This is a genomic window from Paraburkholderia sp. GAS42 (assembly GCF_050436565.1).
In the GTDB taxonomy this organism is placed as follows: domain Bacteria; phylum Pseudomonadota; class Gammaproteobacteria; order Burkholderiales; family Burkholderiaceae; genus Paraburkholderia.
This window is the reverse complement of record NZ_JBNDML010000009.1, coordinates 17,571-37,928: the sequence shown is the minus strand read 5'-3', so window position 1 is coordinate 37,928 and position 20,358 is coordinate 17,571. Positions and strand designations below refer to the sequence as shown.

Genomic DNA, 20,358 nt, shown 5'->3' with positions numbered 1-20,358 from the left:
CGTGCAACCTGCATTTCGCAGGCGCGCCCGATCTGGAGAAATACGCATATGAGCAGGAATGAACCGGCAGGTCCTCTGATCGTCGACGAAGAAACCGTGCGGCGCGCATTGCCGGCGCTGGACGTACGGGGCGCGCTGGCAGCCATGTTTCGCGCACTGGGCCATGAAAACGCCGCGCAGCCGCCGCAGACGCTCACGCTTTTTCCCGCTGGCGCTGGCGACTTCATCACATACCTTGGCGCGATGGCCGAGGCGAAGGTGTTCGGTGCGAAGCTGTCGCCGTATATCGTGACCGGCGGCCGGCCGATCGTGACGGCGTGGACTGCACTGATGTCGATGGAAACCGGGCAACCGCTGATGTGGTGCGACGCTGGCCTGCTGACCACCGAACGCACCGCCGGGACGACGGCGCTCGCCGTCGAGCATCTCGCCGGCGCTGATGCGCGACATCTCGCGATCATCGGTTCCGGCGCGGTCGCGCAGGCGCACCTGCGGCACGTCGCGCCGTTGCGGCCGTGGGAGTCGATTCGGGTGTTTTCGCTGGACCTGCAGCGCGACACAGCGAAACAGGCTGCTATCGCCGGAATCGACGCGCGTGCGACGTTCAGCGCGAGTGTCGAAGACTGCGTGCGCGATGCGGATGTCGTGATGCTGTGCACGTCGTCGGGGACGCCGGTGCTGCCCGACGGCGCGCTGACAAAGCCCGCGTTGATCACGTCGATCAGCACGAACGTCGCGAACGCGCACGAGATCCCACCTGCGTGGCTGCCGGATATGGATGTCTATTGCGACTACCGGCGCACGACGCCCGGCAGCGCGGGTGAAATGAAGCTGGCGGCTGAGCGGCGTGGATGGTCCGCGGAAAGCGTGGCGGGCGATCTGCCGGAACTGGTCTGCGGCACGTGCAAAAAACCGTCGTACAGGAAGCACGTTTTTTTCCGCTCGATCGGCCTTGGGCTGGAGGATGTCGCGATCGCGTACGGGTTGCTGCGGCACCTGCAAATGCCGCCGCGTGAAGAAGCTTGACAGAAACCGTCCGGGTGGCGACGATTCCTCCGCGCCTGCCAGCACTGCCGAAGAATGGCAGTGCGCCCCGAATCCGCCCACGTGCTTACAGAACCCATGCGCAAGAAAAAGTCGTCTCCCGTCAAAGACCTGCTGCTTACCCGCTATGCACCGCTCGCGGACAGCATTGCGACGCTCTTTTTCCCCTACGCCGAAGTGGTGATCCACGATCTGCGCGACCAGACCGTGCTGTATCTCGCGAATAATCTGTCGAAGCGCGAAATCGGCGACGACTCGGCGCTCGAAGAAATCGATCATTCGGTGCGCGAACGCGTGATCGGCCCGTACGAAAAACTGAACTGGGACGGTCGCCGCATGCGTTGCGTGAGCAACGTCCTGTTCGACGACGAGGGCAAACCCGCGGGCATGATGTGCATCAACTTCAATATCGCGGTGTTCGAGGACGTCCGTTCAACGCTCGACCTGTTCATCAAGGGAGCGGGCATCGTCGCGCAGCCGGACGAACTCTTTCGCGACGACTGGCAGGACCGCATCAACACGTTTCTGCACGGCTGGTTGCGTGAACGGCAGATTGGTCTGAATTCACTGACACGCGATCACCGGCGCGAACTGGTTGAAGCGCTGTATGCCGAGGGCGCGTTCCGCGGCAAGAGTTCGGCGAACTATGTGGCTGCCGTGCTCGGCATGGGGCGCGCGACGGTCTACAAGCATCTGAAGCAGATGAAAGAAAGCGCAAGTTGAACGTCGCGGGCAGCCTCAGCGCGTGCATCACGTTGAAAAGGAGTGACTCGGTGCGATACCGGCATTACAAGGGTGGTATTTACGAACTGGTCTGCGAGGCGACGCTGGAGTCGGACCCGGGCGTCACGATGATCGTCTACCGCGCGGCGAATGGTACGATCTGGACCCGTCCGGCCTCGGTATTTTTCGAGCCTGTCGAACACGACGGCATAACCGTGTCGCGGTTTACGCCGATCGATTGATTACCTGCGCGCCGAATGCGCGCGCCTTGTCGGAAGAGAAAACAGATATGCGTTTATTGCTCGCCATCATCTTGCCGTGGTTCCAGTTTTTCACGATTGGGCGTCCGTTTGCCGGGATCGTCTGTCTGATCCTGCAGGTCACGCTGATTGGCTGGATTCCGGCTGCAATCTGGTCGGTGTATGCGCTCAGCCAGTACAAAACCGATCGCAAGATCGAGCGGGCGCTGGGTTCGCGGATGTGAGGTGAACCTCAGGATTTCTGGAGTTCGATGGCCCCCGGCACCTCGATCACCAGATCCGACGTCGCGATTGCCACGCAGGGCAGGATCAGACCTTCGGCCTTTTCCTCCCTGGTGAGTCCAGGCCACTCGATCGTGTATCGCACGTGGCCTTCCTTCATCTGGCACATGCAGGTCCTGCACGTGCCGTTGCGGCACGATCTCGGTAGCCGTAAACCGGCGAAGCCGGCAGCTTCCAGAACCGTCAGCGAGTCGGGCGCTTCGAACGTCTGTCCGAGCGGTTCGACGCGAACGAAGAACGGTTGCGTGGGCTCAGACACGGCCTGGCCCGCGCGAAGTCATCTGTTGCCATGCCAAAGCACCGGACAAAACAACGTACGCTTTCCTGCGAACGTCATCGCTCAAATCGCATTCGAAATGGTGTCGGCAGGCCATGATGGGTTCGCTCGCAATCACGCGGAAAGCACAAACGCAGAAGCTTAGCTTAACCCGACGGGCTGCATCACTCGAAGACACATCGCGGCGTGGCCGCCCTCACTGCGCGCGCCGCTGCCGCAGATACCGGTAGACCGTGTTTCGTGCGAGTCCGAGTTCACGCGCCGTCGCAGACACGTTGCCGGAATGGCGCGCGAGCGTCTGTTCGATCAACGCGGCCTGCCAGTCCTGCATCTTCCCGGATGCCACGTTCTCGACGCTTTCAACGTTCATGGGCTGAACCGCCCGGGTCGACGGTGATATACGCCTTTCGTTCGGCGCGGCGTCGCAGTCCTGCAGAAAATCGTCCGGCAGATGCTCGAGCCCGATCTCTTCCTCGCCTTCAGCCATGATGGCCGCTGTACGCAAAACGTTCGCCATTTGCCGCAGATTCCCCGGCCAGCGGCAACGCTCGAGGCGTCCGAGAACGGCATCCGAGACGCGCGCAGGAACGGCGGCGTCGCTGTCACGCTGGAGTTCGAGCATCCGCGCAATCAGCGCGGCGAGATCGGACCGTTCCCCAAGCGCGGGCAAGGTTACGACCAGCCCGTTGATCCGGTAGTACAGATCGTCGCGGAACGTGCCCGCTTCGATCATCGCGCGGAGGTTGCGATGCGTCGCGCAGATAACGCGCAGGTCGACCGGAATCGCGCGTGTCCCGCCGAGCGGTACCACGGTCCGCTCCTGCAGGACGCGCATCAGCCGGACCTGCTGGGCGAGCGGCATGTCGCCGATTTCGTCGAGAAACAGCGTGCCGCCGTCGGCCTGCACAATCTTTCCGGCGCTGCCGCGCTTCTTCGCGCCTGTGAACGCGCCATCTTCATAGCCGAACAGCTCGGCTTCGATCAGCGTGTCGGGAAGTGACGCGCAGTTCACCGCGACGAACGGCGCGTCGCGACGCGGCGAGTCGTTGTGAATAGCTCGCGCAAGCCACTCCTTGCCGGTGCCCGTATGCCCGAGCACCAGAATCGGGATGTCCCGGCCGCGCACTTTTTCGACGCGCCGAAGTACCGCCGACATCTGCGCATCGCCGGTATCGAGCGTCGCGAAGGTGACGTCATGCGACGGAGAGGGCGCTGAACGTGTCGACCGCGCGGGTCGCGCGCCACCGTCGAAACCGTCATCGGACGAAGAGCGGAACACGGGTCGTGCGCCCGCTGCATATTCACTACGCGCGACGACCCGCACGCCGCTCGGCAACGTCAGCGTCACGCATTCGCCAGGCTTGTACGTCGTGTGTTGCAGAAGCGCCGGCAACGCCATGCCGAACAGCTCGGGAAACGTCTGCGCTTGCAGCGTCGCGAGCGGACGTCCGAACTGGAACAGCGCGCTGCGATTCGCTGACAGAAACCGGCCATCCGGCCCAAACGCGGCGAGTCCTTCGAACAGCGTGCCGATGAATTCGGCGTGAGCATGGAAGTGAATGCGGATGGCGTCCGCAAACTGGTTCGTGAACAGATGATTTTCGATCATCTGTGCGGACATGCGCACGAGCGCCAGCGTGTGCTTATGAAAGCCGCGCGTATCGCCGCTCACATCGAGCGCGCCGATTATGCGCCCGAACGGATCGGCGATCGGCGCGCACGAGCAGGTGAGGATGTGATTGGCGTGGAGAAAATGTTCGCCGGCATGAACGACCGTCGGCTGGCCGTCGACCAGCGCCGTGCCGATGGCATTCGTGCCGCGCTCCGATTCGGCCCATGAGACACCCGCGCACAGCGCAACGCGATTCGCTTTCTCGATGAAATCGCTGTCGCCGAAACTGTGCAGGATGACGCCGTCGCTATCGGTGAGCAGCACCATGCTCTCCGTATTGACGATCTGCGTGTGTAGCGTCTGCATCACGGGCAACGCGTGCGTGTACAGCGAATGATTGCGTTCGACGAGTTCGCGCAACGCGGGGCGATGCAACGGATGGAAATCGGGCGTCTCCGATTCGCGCAGGCCCACGCCTAACGAGCGCGCGTGCGCCGTTGCGATCACGTCCGGCAGAGCCGTTACGGGCGTCGTCGAAAAACGTTGCGTCACTGCGTGTCTCCGGTTCGTCTCGCATGCGCTAAGGAGGTACGTAGCCTCGCCGGTCGCCGCGGCTGTCATGGCGCACCGCAGCATGACAGCGGATGAGATCCCCATCATACAAGATGCATTCCAGTCGCGACATGCGGGGAAAACGGGGTATTTTCGCGAAGCCCACGACGGGCCTGGGTCGGAGCCGATCGGCAAGATGCACCACAGCGGTGTGCGGAGCAGGGAAAACTTGCAGCCCGGCAGAAGTCGTCTACAGTGAATAAAATCAGCCGCGCGGCGTGTCACGTTCCGTGATCGTACGGCTGTCATCCACGCATGCAACCCGGTCAGGAGGCGCTTTTAGCAGACATGTGTGGCCCCCATTGATTGTTCGTCACCCGAAAGGCGATTCCCATGCAGATCATTTTCCTGAACGAAACCCCTGAATACTCGGGACAAGAACTTACCCTGGCATTCCCGGCAATGGTCGATGGGGAGAGGGTGGAGTGCATGATTACCGCCGAAACGCTCGAAGATCACTACGGGGCTGCGTCGACGCGCATCGAAGATATGGTCGGTGCATTCTCCACGCATCGTGAACGTATCGAAGCCGCGACCCGGCGGCTGCTGTCGGAGACGCGCGCCCAGTGCGTCGTGCTGCGCAGCGGTTACGTGCGCTTTTACGAGGCGAACTGGCGCACCTGAACTGAGGTCGCGATCGGGCGACCAGCCGGTCGGGACAAGGTGGCTTATTCCGCGCCGAGATAGAAGTAGCGGAACAGGAACACGGCCGCGATGATCCAGACGACGAGCTTCACCTCGCGCGCCTGTCCAGTCAGCAGCTTCAGGCCCGCGTACGAGATAAAGCCGAACGCAACGCCGTTCGCGATCGAGTAGGTAAACGGCATCAGCAGTGCGGTCAATGCCGCCGGCACGACTTCGGTGGCGTCGTCCCACGGCAGGTCGGCCATTTCGCGCAGCATCAGGCACGAAACGTAGAGCAGCGCGGGCGCAGTCGCGTAGCCCGGCACGACACCCGCGAGCGGCGCGAAAAACAGTGCCGCAAGAAACAGCACGCCGACGGTAATCGCCGTCACGCCCGTGCGGCCACCTGCCTGCACGCCGGACGCGCTTTCGATATACGCCGTAGTCGATGACGTGCCCAGCAGCGAGCCCGCGAGAATCGCCGTGCTATCGGCGAGCAGCGCCCTGTTCAGACGATGCATCTTGCCTTTGACCAGCAGCCCCGCGCGGTTCGCGACGCCCATCAACGTACCGGTTGCGTCGAACAGTTCGACGAGGAAGAACACGAGGATCACATTGAGTACGCCGCCCGAGAGCGCAGCGCGGATATCGAGGTGAAAGAGCGTCAGGTCGATCGACGGCGGCACCGACACGATGCCGTTGAAGTGATTGCCGCCAAAGAAAAAGCTGAGCACCGTCACGCCGACGATACCGATCAGGATCGCACCGCGCACGCGCAGAAAGTCGAGCGTCACGATCGTGAAAAAGCCGATGATCGCGAGAATCACATGCGGTTCATGCAGATTGCCGAGCGTGACGAGCGTTGCAGGATTGCCGACCACCACACCGGCCGACTTCAGCGAAATGATTGCGAGAAAGAGGCCAATGCCGCCTGTGATTGCAATACGGATCGAATGTGGAATGCCGTTCACGATGACCTCACGCACGCGGAACAGCGTGACGATCATGAACAGGCATCCGGAGATGAACACCGCGCCAAGCGCGGCCTGCCATGTAAAACCCATGCCCTTCACAACCGTGTACGCGAAATACGCGTTGAGTCCCATGCCCGGTGCGCAGGCGATCGGATAGTTCGCGTACAGCCCCATGATCAGCGTGGCGAGCGCGGCGACCAGACACGTCGCGACGAACACTGCATCTTTCGGCATGCCTGCATCGCCGAGAATCGCCGGATTCACGAAGATGATATAGGCCATCGTGAGGAAGGTGGTCACGCCTGCCAGCACTTCCGTGCGCAGATTGGTGCCGGCTTCGTCGAAGCCGAAATAGCGGTTTGCCGAGTTCATGAGTCGCGTCCCTCGTTGTTTCCTGATGGTTTTCTTGTGATGACGGGCCGGCGTCGCTGTGACGTAATAGCAGATGAAGGGCAAAAGAAGGCCGATCAGCCGCTACCGTGGGGCCACGGGCGGATTGTAAACACGATTGATCACGAAGTACCGGATCGTCGCGCACGCCGTGGAGACGTTGCAACACCGGTTGACGGGCCTCATCCGTCGTGCGCGTCCGGCGGATCCTTCGGTGTGGAAACTTCCGGAGATGTAGCGGGCAAAGGAACAGCGCGAGGCGCGTGACGCGCAAGCCAGCGGTCGAGTTCGCCGGCAAAGGTCTTCGTATCGCGTGCGCTGAATGCGGACGGACCGCCGGTATCGACGCCGCTGCTGCGCAACTGGTCGAGCATCGCGCGCATGCGCAGACGTTCTTCGATGGTGCCGGGGCTGTACCAGTTGCCGCGCGGATCCAGCGCGTGCGCGTTTTTCTGCAGCACAGCGGCGGCGAGCGGGATATCCGCGGTGATGACGAGGTCGCCCGCGACGACGCGTTCGGCGATCAGATCATCGGCTGCATCGAAGCCGGCTGGCACCTGGATCGTGCGGATCAACGGGGAAGGCGGGACGCGCAGGAACTGGTTCGCGACCAGCGTGACGGTCACACCGACGCGCCGCGCGGCGCGGAACAGCATGTCCTTGATGACGACCGGACAGGCGTCCGCGTCTACCCAGATTTGCATCGTGTCGGCTTTCGGAGTCGAAGGGGCGTGATGATACCCGACTCAGGATAGCGCGACCGATGCTACGTGGCGTGGTTTATTGCTGCGTGGTGGCCGGCATTGCCTGCGCGCGCTGCGCGGCAACGATGCTGCCAGCCCGTTGAGCGTTCGCTGGATAGTTGATCCAGTCGAGCGGATCGTAGCCAGCCGCGCGCCAGGCCTTGAGATCGGCTTTCACTTCGGCGCGGGTTTTCGGTGCCGAAGGATCGTAAGTCTGTGCGGCGGTCTGCGCGAATACGGAAGGCGCGAGCAACGCACCGAGCAGGGCGCCGGCTGCGATACGGGAGATGAGGTTCATGGTAGCGGTTGTATTTATAAGGGATAACCCTCGAATTCTAGTGGGAGGTCAAGCGAGCGGTAAGGCAGCATTCAGCAATTGATTGTTGCGCGCGCCGATGTGAAAGCACGGTCCGATTGCCTTCATAACGCTTTCATTTCAGGCGTTTGAAGGCTTGTTCATCCTGTCGATCACCGCGCTTAGCAGGTCGATCGGCAGCGGGAAAACGATCGTCGAGTTCTTGTCGGCGGCGATGGTGGTGAGCGTCTGCAGGTAACGCAGCTGCATCGCCTGCGGCTGGCGCGCGAGCATCTGCGCGGCCTCCAGCAGATGCGCCGACGCCTGCAGCTCGCCCTGCGCATGAATCACCTTCGCGCGCCGTTCGCGCTCGGCTTCCGCCTGCCGCGCGATCGCGCGGATCATCGTTTCGTTGATATCGACATGCTTGATCTCGACGTTCGACACCTTGATGCCCCACGCGTCGGTCTGCGCATCGAGGACTTTCTGGATGTCAGCGTTAAGTTGTTCGCGTTCGGCGAGCAGGTCGTCGAGTTCGTGCTTACCGAGTACGGCGCGCAGTGTCGTCTGCGAAAGCTGGCTCGTAGCTTCGAAGAAGCGCGCGACCTGAATCACCGCGCGTTCGGGATCGACGACGCGAAAATAGATCACCGCGTTGACCTTCACCGACACGTTGTCGCGCGTGATGACGTCCTGCGGCGGCACATCGAACACGACTGTGCGCAGATCCATGCGCACCACCTGTTGCACGATCGGGATGATCAGCACGAGTCCCGGTCCCTTGACCTTCCAGAACCGCCCGAGCATGAACACGACGCCGCGTTCGTACTCGCGGAAAATGCGCACCGATGAAGCAATCAGCACGACGACCAGCAGAATCAGGATGCTGCCAAAGCCGAAGGTGAAACCGATCATGAGGGTTCTCCCTGTTGTGATGGATTACCGGCGAGCGGGACGACCGTGAGCAGCAGGCCGCGTCGGCCGGTGACGCGTACTTCGCGGCCGGCGGCCAGCGGTTGCGCGCTCATCACGCGCCAGCGCTCCCCGCGTACGCGCGCCCAGCCTTCATTCGTGAATTCCCCACTGGATGGCACAACGACTTCGTCCAGCACGATGCCGATGCTGCCCAGCATCGCTTCCGAACCCGTAACGACTGGCCTTTGACGCGCGCGTAACGCTACGCTGGATACCGCGAAGATAAAGAGCGCGCTGAAGATCGTGAGCGCTGCGATCAGTGGAATCGGCACGCCATAGCCGGGCACGTCGGTATCGATCAGCATCAGCGCGCCGATCACGAACGCGATGATCCCGCCGAAACCGAGCGTGCCGAACGTCGGCAGAAAGGCTTCTGCGATCAGGAATGCGATGCCCAGAAAGATCAAACCGAGACCGACGAAGTTCACCGGCAGCAACTGCAACGCAAAGAGACCGATGAGCAGACTGATCGCGCCCGCGACGCCCGGCAACACGAAACCCGGGTTGGCGAATTCGAAGAAGAGCCCGTACATGCCGATCATCATCAGGATCAGCGCGACGTTCGGGTCGGTGATGACCGCAAGGAAATGGCTGCGCCAGTCGGGTTCGAGCGACACGATCGGTGCGCCGGTCGTCGAGAGATGCTGGTCGCCGGTGGCGGTGTTGATGGTGCGGCCGTCGAGTTGACGCAGCAGGTCGGGTACATCGCGCGCGTTCAGATCGACCACATGCTGGTCGAGCGCCTCACGTGCCGACAGGCTGACGGCTTCGCGCACCGCACGCTCGGCCCAGTCCTGATTGCGTCCGCGTAGCTGCGCGAGTCCGCGGATATAGGCGGCGGCATCGTGTACCTGCTTGCGGATTTCGGTTGACTGCGCGTCGAGTGCGGTCGAAGCGGACGCTGCATCCGAAGGCGCACCTGCTTTCTTTTCGCCGGAGGCAGGGGGTGAGAGCGGTGTGCCTGGTTGTTGCGGCGCAGCGCTACCGAGGCCGAGCTGAACGGGCGTTGCCGCGCCGAGATTGGTGCCGGGCGCCATCGCCGCGATGTGGCTTGCGTACACGATGTATGTGCCGGCGCTCGCGGCCCGCGCGCCGCCAGGTGCGATATACGAAGCGACGGGTACCGGCGAGGACAGGATCGCCTTGATGATCTGCCGCATCGACGTATCGAGGCCGCCGGGGGTGTCGAGCTGGATCACGGCGAGCTGCGCGTGATCCTGTGCAGCGTGGGCGAGCCCGCGAACGATAAAGTCAGCGGTGGCGGGGCCAATCGCCCCGTTGACTGGAATCACGACGACGCGTGCCGCTCCGGCGGCCGCAAATGAGGCCGAATGCTGAAGTAACGCCGCGAAAACCAGCAGGAATCCCGACGCGGCTGCATCGCGCAGAAACCGGAAACACCGGGCCGCAAAGCCGTCGCGGGTCGATGGACGGTGCGGACCAGACTGCCGGAACAGGAGAAGCGGGTACGTTCTCATCGCGGACAGCCGGCGCACCTTGTCGGCAAGCGCCGGCCCAAAAGGACTGGCCTGATACCTATAGCTTAGTCCGGAACCGCTGGCTGCGTGAGCGAGCTGATGCGGTAATCGGTCGGACGCATGCCCGTCCATTTGCGAAAAGCGCGGTAGAACGCGCTGGGTTCGGCAAAACCCACGCTCGTCGCGATGTCGGCGATCGTGCGGTCCGTGTCCTGCAGTTCGCCGATTGCGATGTCGCGCCGCAGGTCGTCCTTGATCGACTGGTACGTATAGCCTTCCTGCCGGAGCCGGCGCCGCATCGTTGCTTCTGCAACATGCAGGCGCAACGCCATCTCGTCGGAGCCGGGCCATGCGGACATCGGCAGCGCACGCAGCAGCCTGCGCACGCGCGCCGCAAGCGAGCCGGGGTTGCGGTACTTCACGACGAAGCTCCCGGGCGCATCGCGCAGGAAGGCCTTCACCGATTGTGTGGTCTGTACCACCGGCAGGTCCAGAAAATCCGGTGCGAGATCGACGAAGGATGCGTCCTGATCGAACGCCATGTCGTCGCAGAACATCAGCCGGTATTCGTGCGCGGCCGGTGGTTCGGCGCAGCGAAAGCGTGCCTGTAGCAGCGGAATGCGTCGCCCGACAAGCCAGCAAACGAGGCCGTAGACCAGGATGAAATACGTCGCACAGGCGAACATGGTGGGTGCCGGTGTGCCTTCACGATGCGTGAATTCGAGTCGTACGCGCGTGGCATCCGGCACGATCCGTACGTGGAGATCGTCCAGCACCAGCCGCATGAAGCCGACGGCGCGCGCGAGTGCGTGCGCACCGGTGCGCGCCGTCAGCGCTGCCTGTGTCATCGCGATGAAACTGCCGCTTTTCATCGGATGCGAATCCTGGCCGAAGAACTCATCGTCGAGCGCGCGGGCGATGCCGGCCCACAACGCGCCGTATTGCGCCGACGTCACGCGGCTTTTTGGCGACGCGAGCACCTGTGGCGCGATGCCGGCCGCTTCGATCACAGGTTGCACGTCGAGCCCGCGCGAGCGCGCCAGCGCGAGCGTTTCTTCGACGAGGCTGACGGAGATGGTGCCCTTTTCGTTTTTCATTCTGACTATGGTAAATGCGCTCACCGAGATTGAGCGGGCTGAGCATCGAACCCGGGCGCCGGACTACCTACACTTTTCCCGGCGGATGGCGTTGTTCGCACGTTGCGCCGCTGCAGCGCAACAAGACGACACCGTGCAGGCCAACCCTTCGCGGCGCGTCATGCACAGCGAAACGGCCGGGCATCGAATACGCCGGATGCAACACACACGCAACATTAGCGCACCACGCAAGGCGGATCCGATGCACGATTTCTACACCGACGAACAACGGATGATCCGCGATGCAGCACGCGACTTCGCGGTCCACAGTCTCGCGCCGCATGCGGGCGAGTGGGACCGCGTCGGCGCACTGCCACCGGAAGTCGTCACGCAGATGGGCGAGCTCGGCTTTCTCGGCATGATCGTGCCCGCCGAATGGGGCGGCTCCTACACCGATTATGTGGCTTATGCGCTCGCGCTCGAAGAAATTGCCGCGGGCTGCGCGGCGTGCGCGACGCTGATGAGCGTGCATAACTCCGTCGGCTGCGGTCCGATCCTGAACTTCGGCACCGACGCGCAGAAAGACCGTTATCTGCACGACCTCGCAACCGGACGACGCATCGGCGCGTTCTGTCTGACCGAACCGCAGGCCGGCTCTGAGGCGAATAACCTGCGCACGCGCGCCATGTTGAGCGACGGCCAGTGGACCATTAACGGCAGCAAGCAGTTCGTGACGAATGGCTCGCGCGCCGATGTTGCGATCGTATTCGCCGTCACCGATCCGGATCGCGGCAAGCGTGGACTCTCGGCCTTTATCGTGCCGACTGGGACGCCGGGTTTCAACGTCGGCAAGCCGGAAAGCAAACTCGGCATCCGCGCGTCGGATACGTGCCCGATCTCGCTCGACGACTGCGCCGTGCCTGAAGCGAATCTGCTGGGCGCACCGGGAGAAGGCCTGCGGATCGCGCTGTCGAACCTGGAAGGCGGGCGTATCGGCATTGCGGCGCAGGCAATCGGTATCGCGCGCGCGGCCTTCGACGCGGCGCGCGCCTACGCGAACGAGCGCATCCAGTTCGGCAAGGCGCTGAAGGACCATCAGACCATCGCAAACATGCTTGCCGACATGGCGACACGTCTGAACGCCGCACGCCTGCTCGTGCATCACGCTGCGCGGCTGCGCAGCGAAGGGCTGCCGTGTCTGTCGGAAGCGTCTCAGGCGAAACTCTACGCGTCCGAACTCGCCGAAGAGGTGTGCTCGAAGGCGATCCAGATTCACGGTGGTTACGGCTACCTCGAAGACTATGCGGTCGAGCGCCACTATCGGGACGCCCGCATTACCCAGATTTACGAAGGAACCAGCGAAGTACAAAGAATGGTGATCGCGCGACACGTTTAAGTGCAGAATGACCCGACATAGAGCGCCTGCGCGCCAATCAGGAGACGACGATGACTGCAGCGAAAAGCTTTCTGGCGGCGCGCGACCTGTTGTTTCGCCATCGCACGGACTATGACAGCGCGTATCGCGAGTTCGCGTGGCCCGTGCTCGGCGAGTTCAACTGGGCGCTCGACTATTTCGACTTGATCGCGCGTGGGAACGACAACCCGGCGCTGATGATCGTCGATGGCGCGGGGAGCGAGGGCACGCGTTACTCGTATGCGCAGATGTCGGAGCGCTCGGCGCGGATGGCGAACTTTCTGCGTGGCATCGGCGTTGGGCGCGGCGACCGTCTGTTGCTGATGCTGCCGAATCGCATCGAACTCTGGGACGTGATGCTCGCGGCGATGAAGCTCGGCGCGATCGTCCTGCCCGCTGCCACGCAGCTATCGCCCGATGACGTGCGCGATCGCGTGCAGATCGGCGGCGCGCGGTACGTGGTGGTCGATAGCGGCGAGCTTGCCAAATTCGACACCATCGATGCGGGTGTCAAGCGCATTTCTGTCGGCACGCCGCGCGAAGGCTGGATCGATCTCGGCGCTGCCTATGATGCGTCGCCGTCATTCGAGCCCGATGGCCCGACACACGCCAGCGATCCGATGCTCCTCTATTTCACCTCCGGCACGACGTCGAAGCCGAAGCTCGTCGAGCATACGCATCAGAGCTACCCGGTAGGCCATCTGTCGACGATGTACTGGATCGGCCTGCAACCGGGCGACATTCACTGGAACATCAGTTCGCCGGGCTGGGCGAAGCACGCGTGGAGCTGCTTCTTTGCGCCCTGGACTGCGCAGGCCTGCGTGTTCATTTTCAACAATCCGCGCTTCGTGCCGAAGGAAGCGCTCGATGCACTGGTGCGTTTCAACGTCACGACGCTATGCGCACCGCCGACTGTCTGGCGCATGCTCGTGCAGGAGCCGCTTGCGTCGTATCCCGTGAAGCTGCGCGAGATTGTCGGCGCGGGCGAGCCGCTCAATCCCGAGGTCATCGAGCGGGTGCGTCACGCGTGGGGCGTGACGATTCGCGATGGATTCGGTCAGACGGAATCGACCTGCCAGATCGGCAACTCGCCGGGTCAACCGGTCGTGCCGGGGTCAATGGGAAGACCACTGCCGGGCTACCGGATCGAACTCGTCGATGCAGACGATCAGCCCGCTACCGAAGGCGAAATCGCATTGCCGCTCGCACAACGTCCGCTCGGCCTGATGACCGGCTACGCGAACAACGAAAAGGCCACCGCGCAGGCGATGCGCAACGGTTTCTATCACACGTCCGATGTCGCGATGCGGCGCGACGATGGCTACTACGTCTATGTCGGCCGCGCGGATGACGTGTTCAAGTCCTCCGATTACCGGCTGAGCCCTTTCGAGCTGGAAAGCGTACTGATCGAACACGAGGCGATTGCCGAAGCGGCGGTCGTGCCGAGTGCCGATGCGCTGCGACTGTCGGTGCCGAAGGCGTTCGTAACCGTGCGTCAGGGCTACGAAGCTGGCCCCGAACTGGCGCGCGCCGTGTTCGCGTTCTCACGCGAAAAACTCGCGCCATACAAACGGATTCGCCGGCTCCAGTTCAGCGAATTGCCGAAGACCATCTCGGGCAAGATCCGCCGCGTTGAACTGCGGCGTCGCGAGCTGGAGCGCGAGGCCGAACCCGCGCGTCTACCCGACGAATACTGGGAAGAGGATTTTCCCGATCTGCGCTAGACACGTTTAGCCCGCTAAACAGGATACTTTTCGCGGCTTGACCGCCGCCCGTCATTTTTTGCATTGCTGTCCGGCTGCGTTTGCAGCCATCGCACAGGAGATCCAGCATGAGCGCAATTTCTTCGACCATCGCCAGCAAACCGGCAAACGTGGCCACTGTCAAACTGCTGATCAACGGCGAATTCGTCGAATCGAAATCCAGCGAATGGCGCGACATCGTCAACCCGGCGACGCAGGACGTGCTCGCACGCGTGCCGTTTGCGACTGCCGATGAAGTCGACGCGGCGATCCGCGCAGCGCATGACGCGTTCAAGACGTGGAAGAACACGCCGATCGGCGCGCGCATGCGCATCATGTTGAAGTATCAGGCGCTGATTCGCGAGCATATGCCGCGCATCGCGAAGACGTTGAGCAGAGAGCAGGGCAAGACGATTCCCGATGCCGAAGGCGATATCTTCCGCGGTCTCGAAGTCGTCGAGCATGCATGTTCGATCGGCACCTTGCAGCAGGGCGAATTCGCGGAGAATGTCGCGGGCAGCGTCGATACGTATACGCTGCGTCAACCGGTCGGCGTCTGCGCGGGTATCACGCCGTTCAACTTTCCGGCGATGATTCCGCTGTGGATGTTTCCGATGGCGATCGTCTGCGGCAATACGTTTGTGCTGAAGCCTTCCGAACAGGATCCGATGTCGACGATGGAACTCGTCGAACTCGCACTCGAAGCCGGTGTGCCGAAGGGCGTGCTGAACGTCGTGCATGGTGGCAAGGAAGTCGTCGATGCGCTGTGTACGCATGAGCTGGTCAAGGCGATTTCGTTCGTCGGCTCGACAGCCGTCGGCACGCATGTGTATCGCCTCGGCAGCGAGCATGGCAAGCGCGTCCAGTCGATGATGGGCGCGAAGAATCACGCAGTCGTGTTGCCCGACGCGAACCGCGAGCAGACCCTCAACGCACTGGCTGGCGCAGGGTTTGGCGCGGCGGGGCAGCGTTGCATGGCGACGTCGGCTGTCGTGCTGGTGGGCGCGTCACAGCAATGGTTGCCGGATCTCGTAGAAAAAGCGAAGACGCTGAAGGTCAACGCAGGCAGCGAAGCGAACACGGATATCGGTCCGGTCGTCTCGCGCGCAGCGAAGCAGCGCATTCTCGGGTTGATCGAAGCAGGTGTGAAGGAGGGCGCGACGCTGGCGCTCGACGGCCGCGGCATTGAGGTGCCCGGCTACGAGGACGGCAACTTTATCGGCCCGACGATCTTCACCGACGTCACAACCGACATGGAAATCTACCGCACCGAAATCTTTGGACCCGTGCTGGTCGTCCTGAGTGTGGCGACGCTCGATGAAGCGATCCAACTCGTCAACCGCAATCCGTTTGGCAACGGCGTGGGTCTCTTCACGCAGAGCGGCGCGGCGGCGCGCAAGTTCCAGAGCGACATCGATATTGGCCAGGTCGGTATCAACATTCCGATTCCAGTGCCCGTGCCTTCGTTTAGCTTCACAGGTTCACGCGGCTCGAAGCTTGGCGATCTCGGCCCTTACGGCAAACAGGTGGTGCAGTTCTACACGCAGACGAAAACCGTTACCGCGCGCTGGTTCGATGACGCGACCGTGAACGATGGCGTCAACACGACGATCAGCCTGCGCTAAACCACGATCTTTCCGGAGACAGCACCATGAAAATCGGTTTTATCGGACTCGGCAATATGGGCGCGCCGATGGCGCTCAATCTGCTGAAGGCGGGGCATACGGTCAACGTATTCGACCTGAACGCGCAGGCCGTGCAGACGCTGGTCGACGCAGGCGCGAAGGCGGCCGGTTCGGCGAAAGCAGCCGTGACTGACGTCGAATGCGTGGTGACGATGCTGCCTGCCGCGGCCCATGTGCAGAGCGTACTCACCGCCGAAGACGGCGTGCTCGCCGGCATCACGAAAGGCGTGACGATCATCGATTCGAGCACGATCGATCCGGCGACCGTCAAGACGTGCGCTGAGCTTGCCGCGAAGCACGGCAACACGTTCGTCGATGCACCCGTGTCGGGCGGCACGGGCGGCGCGGCAGCGGGCACGCTGACGTTCATGGTCGGCGGCAGCGTCGTGGCGTATGAGCAGGTGAAACCGGTACTCCTGGCGATGGGGAAAAACATCGTCCATTGCGGCGATACGGGCACGGGGCAGGTCGCGAAGATCTGTAATAACCTCCTGCTTGGTATCACGATGGCTGGCGTGGCGGAAGCAATGTCGCTAGGCGTTGCGCTAGGCATCGACCCGAACGTGCTGGGCGGCATCATCAATACGTCGACGGGGCGCTGCTGGAGTTCAGACACGTATAACCCGTTTCCTGGCGTGATCGAAACGGCGCCTTCATCGCGCGGCTATACGGGCGGCTTCGGCACGGACCTGATGCTGAAAGACCTGGGCCTTGCCACCGATGCCGCGAAGTTCGCGCGCCAGCCCGTCTATCTCGGCGCGCTCGCGCAACAGCTGTATCAGACGATGAGTACGAAAGGCGCGGGCCGGCTCGACTTCTCGGCGGTGATCAAGCTTTATCGTCAGGACAAGGACGCGTGACGAAGGGCGTCGGCTGGCACGTTGCACCGGTGCATTGATCGATGATCTCAGCAGGCGTCCCGCTGCGCCTGCGCGCTTTCTACCGGCTCGCTGGCACCTCCGCGCTGCCCAGATCCAGAGTCGAAGCCGGCTCGTCCGCGGCTTTCACACGGTTGATCCACACAAGCGCCACCAGCACGAGCGCGACCGCCACCCAGCCGTTCATGCCGTAACCATCGATATGCCCCGCCGGCGTGACCGACAGCATCAATCCGCCAAGCCATGCACCGCAGCCCGTGCCGAGCGCCAGCACGGCGCTGTTGGCGCTGAGAAATGCGCCGCGATGCCCGGGCGCGGGAACGGTCGTCATCAGTGCCTGCATCGGTATCATGCGGCCCGATACCGCAACCATGAAGAAAGGGAAGAAGAGCACAACTAGCAGGAATGGCATCGCTGGCAGATGCGTCACGAACAGCACGGGCAGCACAGAGAGCACGGCAAAAATTCGAAATACCCGGCGTCGGCCATAACGGTCCGCGAAGCGGCCGATTGCCCGCGACGTGAAGAACGTCGCCGCGCCGCCCGCCATATAGATCCACGACAGCTGCTGAGGCTCGACGCCGTGGTTCGCGACCAGCATCGGCGAAATAAACGGGATCACGAGCATCTGCGAGACCATCATGACGAACGTCAGCGCGAAGGCGTTCAGGTGTCGCGGAAAAACGAGCAGCCGGCCGAGATCGGGCAGCACTTCTTTCAGCGGTGGCGCCTGACGCGCCAGATGTTCGGAGAGCGAAGGCACGATGCGCATGCACGCAAACCAGATCGCGAGCGACAGCGCGACCAGCAGCACAAACGGCGCGGCCCAGCTGAAGTGCGCACCGAGCATCACGCCTGCGGGTACGCCGGCGATCGCGGCCAGCGAGAACGCGGTCATGATCGTGCCGGTCGCAGCGCCGCGTCGCGCGGGCGGGATCACGTCGGTGACGATGGCCATGATCACGGAGCCCAGCACGCCGCCCGTCAGACCCGCAAAGGCACGCGCGACCAGCAGCAGCGAAAAGCTGCCGGCCAGTGCACACCCCATATTCGACAGCGCGAACAGCGCATAGACAGCCAGCAACAGACGACGCCGGTCGAAGCGATCGATATACGTCGCGGCGAACAGGCCGGACAATCCCGAACACCACGAATACGCCGATACGGCAGTCGCGAATGCGGCTGGCGTGATGGTGAACGCATGCATGATCTGCGGGCCGAGTGGCATCATCACCATGAAGTCCATGATGACGGTGAACTGCGTCAACGCCAGAAGCCACAGCAGATTGCGTTCACGGGTCGGATTCAAGGCGTACATCGATAGCATCCTGGATGTTCTTTTCGATAGCGACGGACGTCGCCATCGTGTCTTTCCTGAGAGTGGCTGGACACATTAATCGTCGATCGATTCGTGCACGGCTGCCGCGCCGCGCTTCCAGTAACTGGCCGCACGGATACGCGATTTTTCGATGCCGCACTCAGCGGTGAGGTACTGGCGCACCGCGCGAATCGTCGCGGATTCGCCGGCTGCCCAGACGTAACCGTCGCCTTCCGGCAGGAACGTTTCGCGCACGGCTTTCAACAGACCGCTTTCGTTCGCGCTGCTTTCGGCCTGCCCGGCCTGCTCGTTCTGATAACACCAGACCGCGTACAGATCGGCCTTTGTATTGAACTCGATGCGCGCCGACGGATCGCGCACTTCGAGCACGGCCGCGACGCGCGTGCCGGCCGGCAGTTCTTCCAGACGACGGCTGATGGCGGGCAACGCCGTTTCATCGCCGATCAGCAGATGCCAGTCGTACCCTTGCGGGATGACGAACGAACCGCGCGGGCCGCCGACGCCGAGATACTGCCCGACGCGTGCCTCTGCGGCCCACGTAGAAGCCGGCCCTACCGCGTGAATCACGAAATCGATGACGAGTTCGCCCGTTTCACGATCAAAGCGCCGCGGCGTGTAATCCCGCGCGACCGGGCGCGGCTGGCCTTCGGCGAACACCGGGCCGTCCGGACCCGCGACCGGCAGCACGGGTTTGTCTTCGCCGGGGGCGGGGAAAAACACCTTGATGTGATCGTCGAACGAAGCAGACGTAAAGTCGCGCAGATCGTCGCCGGTCAGCGTAACGCGCACCAGATGCGGCGTCAGGGGTTCGACGCGCGACACCTGAAGCAGACGGAATTTCAGCGGATGGCGCACGCGCACCACCGCCAGATCAGAACGCGTATTCAGCATGCGGTGTTCTCCAGATAAACGAGGGGTTCAGGGCGCATCGCCGGTTTTGCCTTCGATCTCGGCCGTGGCGCGCGCGAGGATCGCGGCGATGCGACGCTGCTCGTCAGGCGATGCACTGGTGCGCAGAACCAGCGCGTTTTTCAGCGCCCGACGCGCTTCGATCAGTTCAGGCACCCAGCCGCCTTCGCTCGGATCAGCCGGTTCTTCGCCGGCGAACGCGCGGCGCACCGAATCCATCTTGCGCCCGATATGGATGAGCTTCGCGAGCATCAGATCGACGCGCTCGCGATTGGCCGCGAGGTACTGCTGACCGCTTTCCGAAAGCGCGTAACGCTTGCGGTTGCCTTCGACTTCGACCGTGACGTGCCCGACTTCTTCGAGATACGTCAGCGCCGGATACACCATGCCCGGGCTCGGCGAGTAGAAACCGTTCGAGCGCGCGTCGAGCGCGCGAATGAGTTCGTAGCCGTGGCTCGGCCGTTCGGCGAGCAGCGCGAGCAGAAGCAGCTGCAGGTCCTCGGACGTGAACCGGCGGCCGCGCGGAAACCCATCGCCTTCGCCGCTGAAGCCACCGGGGCCGCCGCCAAAAGGACCGCCACCGAACGGCCCGCCGCCGCGCCGGTGAGGGTGACGCCCGATCGCATGCCACAGCGAGTGAAGCGAAGACAGTGAAAAGCGCTCAGCGTAGGCCCAGCGGTCGTGCCAGGACGAATGATCGTGATGATGCGGGTGGTGATGACGCATGGTCGACACTCCGTTTGTCGTAAAACATATCGTAAGATATATATCGAAAGATAGAGTGTCAAGCTCAAATTTGAGAAAGTATCGGGGCACAACAAAGTCTGCGGCAACGCTGAAAACGCCTTTCGGAAACAACAAAGTCCGCAGGTTCGGAAAAATCTGTTTTGCAATGCACAAGTTCGACGCCATCTTGTCTATCGATAGCTGTATTTGATAGCCTGCATGGAACTCTTCGTGCCGAAGAGTAGAGGGCTTATTCGCGAGCCTCGGCCGCGCCCGAGACCCCATCCGTTTTCAAACATC

General features: G+C 62.7%; 20 protein-coding genes. 9 read left to right on the top strand and 11 right to left on the bottom strand.

Annotated elements, in window-relative coordinates:
• The first annotated feature begins 48 nt into the window (after window positions 1–48).
• The 4 genes from P3T16_RS15140 to P3T16_RS15125 are packed head-to-tail and all read left to right on the top strand — an operon-like array spanning window position 49 to window position 2,251.
• Window positions 49–1,026, top strand: a complete 978-nt coding sequence (locus P3T16_RS15140) for an ornithine cyclodeaminase family protein (protein ID WP_429342888.1) — start codon at window positions 49–51, stop codon at window positions 1,024–1,026.
• A gap of 54 nt (window positions 1,027–1,080) precedes the next feature.
• Window positions 1,081–1,767 (top strand): helix-turn-helix transcriptional regulator, encoded by a 687-nt coding sequence (locus P3T16_RS15135; RefSeq protein WP_429255778.1) that lies wholly within the window; start codon window positions 1,081–1,083, stop codon window positions 1,765–1,767.
• Window positions 1,768–1,817: 50 nt separating this feature from the next.
• The gene (locus P3T16_RS15130) at window positions 1,818–2,009 is read left to right on the top strand and encodes a DUF1653 domain-containing protein (protein WP_429255777.1); all 192 of its coding nucleotides are present in this window, start codon (window positions 1,818–1,820) and stop codon (window positions 2,007–2,009) included.
• 47 nt (window positions 2,010–2,056) lie between these two features.
• The gene (locus P3T16_RS15125; protein WP_429255776.1) at window positions 2,057–2,251 is read left to right on the top strand and encodes a YqaE/Pmp3 family membrane protein; all 195 of its coding nucleotides are present in this window, start codon (window positions 2,057–2,059) and stop codon (window positions 2,249–2,251) included.
• Between the two features lie 8 nt (window positions 2,252–2,259).
• Here the strand turns inward: P3T16_RS15125 and P3T16_RS15120 are convergent, their stop codons facing one another.
• On the bottom strand, window positions 2,260–2,568 hold the full coding sequence (locus P3T16_RS15120; RefSeq protein WP_429342887.1) for a 2Fe-2S iron-sulfur cluster-binding protein: 309 nt from the start codon (window positions 2,566–2,568) through the stop codon (window positions 2,260–2,262).
• 214 nt (window positions 2,569–2,782) lie between these two features.
• Window positions 2,783–4,750: a sigma-54-dependent Fis family transcriptional regulator gene (locus P3T16_RS15115; protein WP_429342886.1), complete on the bottom strand. Its 1,968-nt coding sequence runs from the start codon at window positions 4,748–4,750 to the stop codon at window positions 2,783–2,785.
• A 393-nt stretch (window positions 4,751–5,143) separates the two neighbouring features.
• Between P3T16_RS15115 and P3T16_RS15110 the strand changes: the two genes are divergently transcribed.
• On the top strand, window positions 5,144–5,434 hold the full coding sequence (locus P3T16_RS15110; RefSeq protein ID WP_429255773.1) for a DUF1488 domain-containing protein: 291 nt from the start codon (window positions 5,144–5,146) through the stop codon (window positions 5,432–5,434).
• Window positions 5,435–5,478: 44 nt separating this feature from the next.
• Here P3T16_RS15110 and P3T16_RS15105 read toward each other — a convergent pair whose 3' ends face one another.
• The 6 genes from P3T16_RS15105 to P3T16_RS15080 all read right to left on the bottom strand — a co-directional run bounded on the left by P3T16_RS15105 (window position 5,479) and on the right by P3T16_RS15080 (window position 11,386).
• Window positions 5,479–6,780: an NCS2 family permease gene (locus tag P3T16_RS15105; protein WP_429342885.1), complete on the bottom strand. Its 1,302-nt coding sequence runs from the start codon at window positions 6,778–6,780 to the stop codon at window positions 5,479–5,481.
• 200 nt (window positions 6,781–6,980) lie between these two features.
• Window positions 6,981–7,502 carry a YaiI/YqxD family protein gene (locus P3T16_RS15100; RefSeq protein ID WP_429342884.1) on the bottom strand — a complete coding sequence of 174 codons (522 nt, stop codon included), beginning with the start codon at window positions 7,500–7,502 and terminating at the stop codon, window positions 6,981–6,983.
• A 76-nt stretch (window positions 7,503–7,578) separates the two neighbouring features.
• Window positions 7,579–7,839 carry a DUF4148 domain-containing protein gene (locus P3T16_RS15095; protein WP_429342883.1) on the bottom strand — a complete coding sequence of 87 codons (261 nt, stop codon included), beginning with the start codon at window positions 7,837–7,839 and terminating at the stop codon, window positions 7,579–7,581.
• 138 nt (window positions 7,840–7,977) lie between these two features.
• Window positions 7,978–8,751 (bottom strand): slipin family protein, encoded by a 774-nt coding sequence (locus tag P3T16_RS15090; RefSeq protein WP_429255769.1) that lies wholly within the window; start codon window positions 8,749–8,751, stop codon window positions 7,978–7,980.
• Window positions 8,748–10,289 carry an NfeD family protein gene (locus P3T16_RS15085; protein ID WP_429342882.1) on the bottom strand — a complete coding sequence of 514 codons (1,542 nt, stop codon included), beginning with the start codon at window positions 10,287–10,289 and terminating at the stop codon, window positions 8,748–8,750. Before P3T16_RS15085 ends, P3T16_RS15090 begins: the two co-directional genes overlap by 4 nt.
• A 65-nt stretch (window positions 10,290–10,354) precedes the next feature.
• Entirely contained in the window at window positions 10,355–11,386 is a 1,032-nt protein-coding gene (locus tag P3T16_RS15080; RefSeq protein WP_429342881.1) for an AraC family transcriptional regulator, read from the bottom strand.
• Window positions 11,387–11,627: 241 nt separating this feature from the next.
• Here P3T16_RS15080 and P3T16_RS15075 point away from each other — a divergent pair, with 241 nt between their 5' ends.
• The 4 genes from P3T16_RS15075 to mmsB all read left to right on the top strand — a co-directional run bounded on the left by P3T16_RS15075 (window position 11,628) and on the right by mmsB (window position 17,066).
• On the top strand, window positions 11,628–12,761 hold the full coding sequence (locus P3T16_RS15075; protein ID WP_429342880.1) for an acyl-CoA dehydrogenase family protein: 1,134 nt from the start codon (window positions 11,628–11,630) through the stop codon (window positions 12,759–12,761).
• A 50-nt stretch (window positions 12,762–12,811) separates the two neighbouring features.
• Window positions 12,812–14,503 carry an AMP-binding protein gene (locus P3T16_RS15070; protein WP_429342879.1) on the top strand — a complete coding sequence of 564 codons (1,692 nt, stop codon included), beginning with the start codon at window positions 12,812–12,814 and terminating at the stop codon, window positions 14,501–14,503.
• 107 nt (window positions 14,504–14,610) lie between these two features.
• Window positions 14,611–16,146 carry a CoA-acylating methylmalonate-semialdehyde dehydrogenase gene (locus P3T16_RS15065; protein WP_429342878.1) on the top strand — a complete coding sequence of 512 codons (1,536 nt, stop codon included), beginning with the start codon at window positions 14,611–14,613 and terminating at the stop codon, window positions 16,144–16,146.
• A 26-nt stretch (window positions 16,147–16,172) separates the two neighbouring features.
• Window positions 16,173–17,066, top strand: a complete 894-nt coding sequence (gene mmsB / locus P3T16_RS15060; protein ID WP_429342877.1) for a 3-hydroxyisobutyrate dehydrogenase — start codon at window positions 16,173–16,175, stop codon at window positions 17,064–17,066.
• Window positions 17,067–17,145: 79 nt separating this feature from the next.
• On the opposite strand, the gene P3T16_RS15055 is transcribed toward mmsB, so the two are convergent.
• The 3 genes from P3T16_RS15055 to P3T16_RS15045 form a co-directional block, all read right to left on the bottom strand.
• Window positions 17,146–18,402 (bottom strand): MFS transporter, encoded by a 1,257-nt coding sequence (locus P3T16_RS15055; RefSeq protein WP_429342876.1) that lies wholly within the window; start codon window positions 18,400–18,402, stop codon window positions 17,146–17,148.
• A 75-nt stretch (window positions 18,403–18,477) separates the two neighbouring features.
• Window positions 18,478–19,314 carry a siderophore-interacting protein gene (locus P3T16_RS15050; RefSeq protein ID WP_429342875.1) on the bottom strand — a complete coding sequence of 279 codons (837 nt, stop codon included), beginning with the start codon at window positions 19,312–19,314 and terminating at the stop codon, window positions 18,478–18,480.
• 27 nt (window positions 19,315–19,341) lie between these two features.
• Window positions 19,342–20,058: a PadR family transcriptional regulator gene (locus P3T16_RS15045; RefSeq protein WP_429255760.1), complete on the bottom strand. Its 717-nt coding sequence runs from the start codon at window positions 20,056–20,058 to the stop codon at window positions 19,342–19,344.
• Window positions 20,059–20,358: the final 300 nt, after the last annotated feature.

Bases quoted from the DNA above. Each gene is read 5' to 3' on its own strand.
- P3T16_RS15105 (WP_429342885.1), bottom strand. From the start codon at position 6,780: ATGAACTCGGCAAACCGCTATTTCGGCTTCGACGAAGCCGGCACCAAT.
- P3T16_RS15045 (WP_429255760.1), bottom strand. From the start codon at position 20,058: ATGCGTCATCACCACCCGCATCATCACGATCATTCGTCCTGGCACGAC.
- P3T16_RS15140 (WP_429342888.1), top strand. From the start codon at position 49: ATGAGCAGGAATGAACCGGCAGGTCCTCTGATCGTCGACGAAGAAACC.
- P3T16_RS15085 (WP_429342882.1), bottom strand. From the start codon at position 10,289: ATGAGAACGTACCCGCTTCTCCTGTTCCGGCAGTCTGGTCCGCACCGT.
- P3T16_RS15080 (WP_429342881.1), bottom strand. From the start codon at position 11,386: ATGAAAAACGAAAAGGGCACCATCTCCGTCAGCCTCGTCGAAGAAACG.
- P3T16_RS15110 (WP_429255773.1), top strand. From the start codon at position 5,144: ATGCAGATCATTTTCCTGAACGAAACCCCTGAATACTCGGGACAAGAA.
- P3T16_RS15050 (WP_429342875.1), bottom strand. From the start codon at position 19,314: ATGCTGAATACGCGTTCTGATCTGGCGGTGGTGCGCGTGCGCCATCCG.
- P3T16_RS15095 (WP_429342883.1), bottom strand. From the start codon at position 7,839: ATGAACCTCATCTCCCGTATCGCAGCCGGCGCCCTGCTCGGTGCGTTG.
- P3T16_RS15055 (WP_429342876.1), bottom strand. From the start codon at position 18,402: ATGTACGCCTTGAATCCGACCCGTGAACGCAATCTGCTGTGGCTTCTG.
- P3T16_RS15135 (WP_429255778.1), top strand. From the start codon at position 1,081: ATGGCAGTGCGCCCCGAATCCGCCCACGTGCTTACAGAACCCATGCGC.
- P3T16_RS15100 (WP_429342884.1), bottom strand. From the start codon at position 7,502: ATGCAAATCTGGGTAGACGCGGACGCCTGTCCGGTCGTCATCAAGGAC.
- P3T16_RS15065 (WP_429342878.1), top strand. From the start codon at position 14,611: ATGAGCGCAATTTCTTCGACCATCGCCAGCAAACCGGCAAACGTGGCC.
- P3T16_RS15090 (WP_429255769.1), bottom strand. From the start codon at position 8,751: ATGATCGGTTTCACCTTCGGCTTTGGCAGCATCCTGATTCTGCTGGTC.
- P3T16_RS15070 (WP_429342879.1), top strand. From the start codon at position 12,812: ATGACTGCAGCGAAAAGCTTTCTGGCGGCGCGCGACCTGTTGTTTCGC.
- mmsB (WP_429342877.1), top strand. From the start codon at position 16,173: ATGAAAATCGGTTTTATCGGACTCGGCAATATGGGCGCGCCGATGGCG.
- P3T16_RS15075 (WP_429342880.1), top strand. From the start codon at position 11,628: ATGCACGATTTCTACACCGACGAACAACGGATGATCCGCGATGCAGCA.
- P3T16_RS15125 (WP_429255776.1), top strand. From the start codon at position 2,057: ATGCGTTTATTGCTCGCCATCATCTTGCCGTGGTTCCAGTTTTTCACG.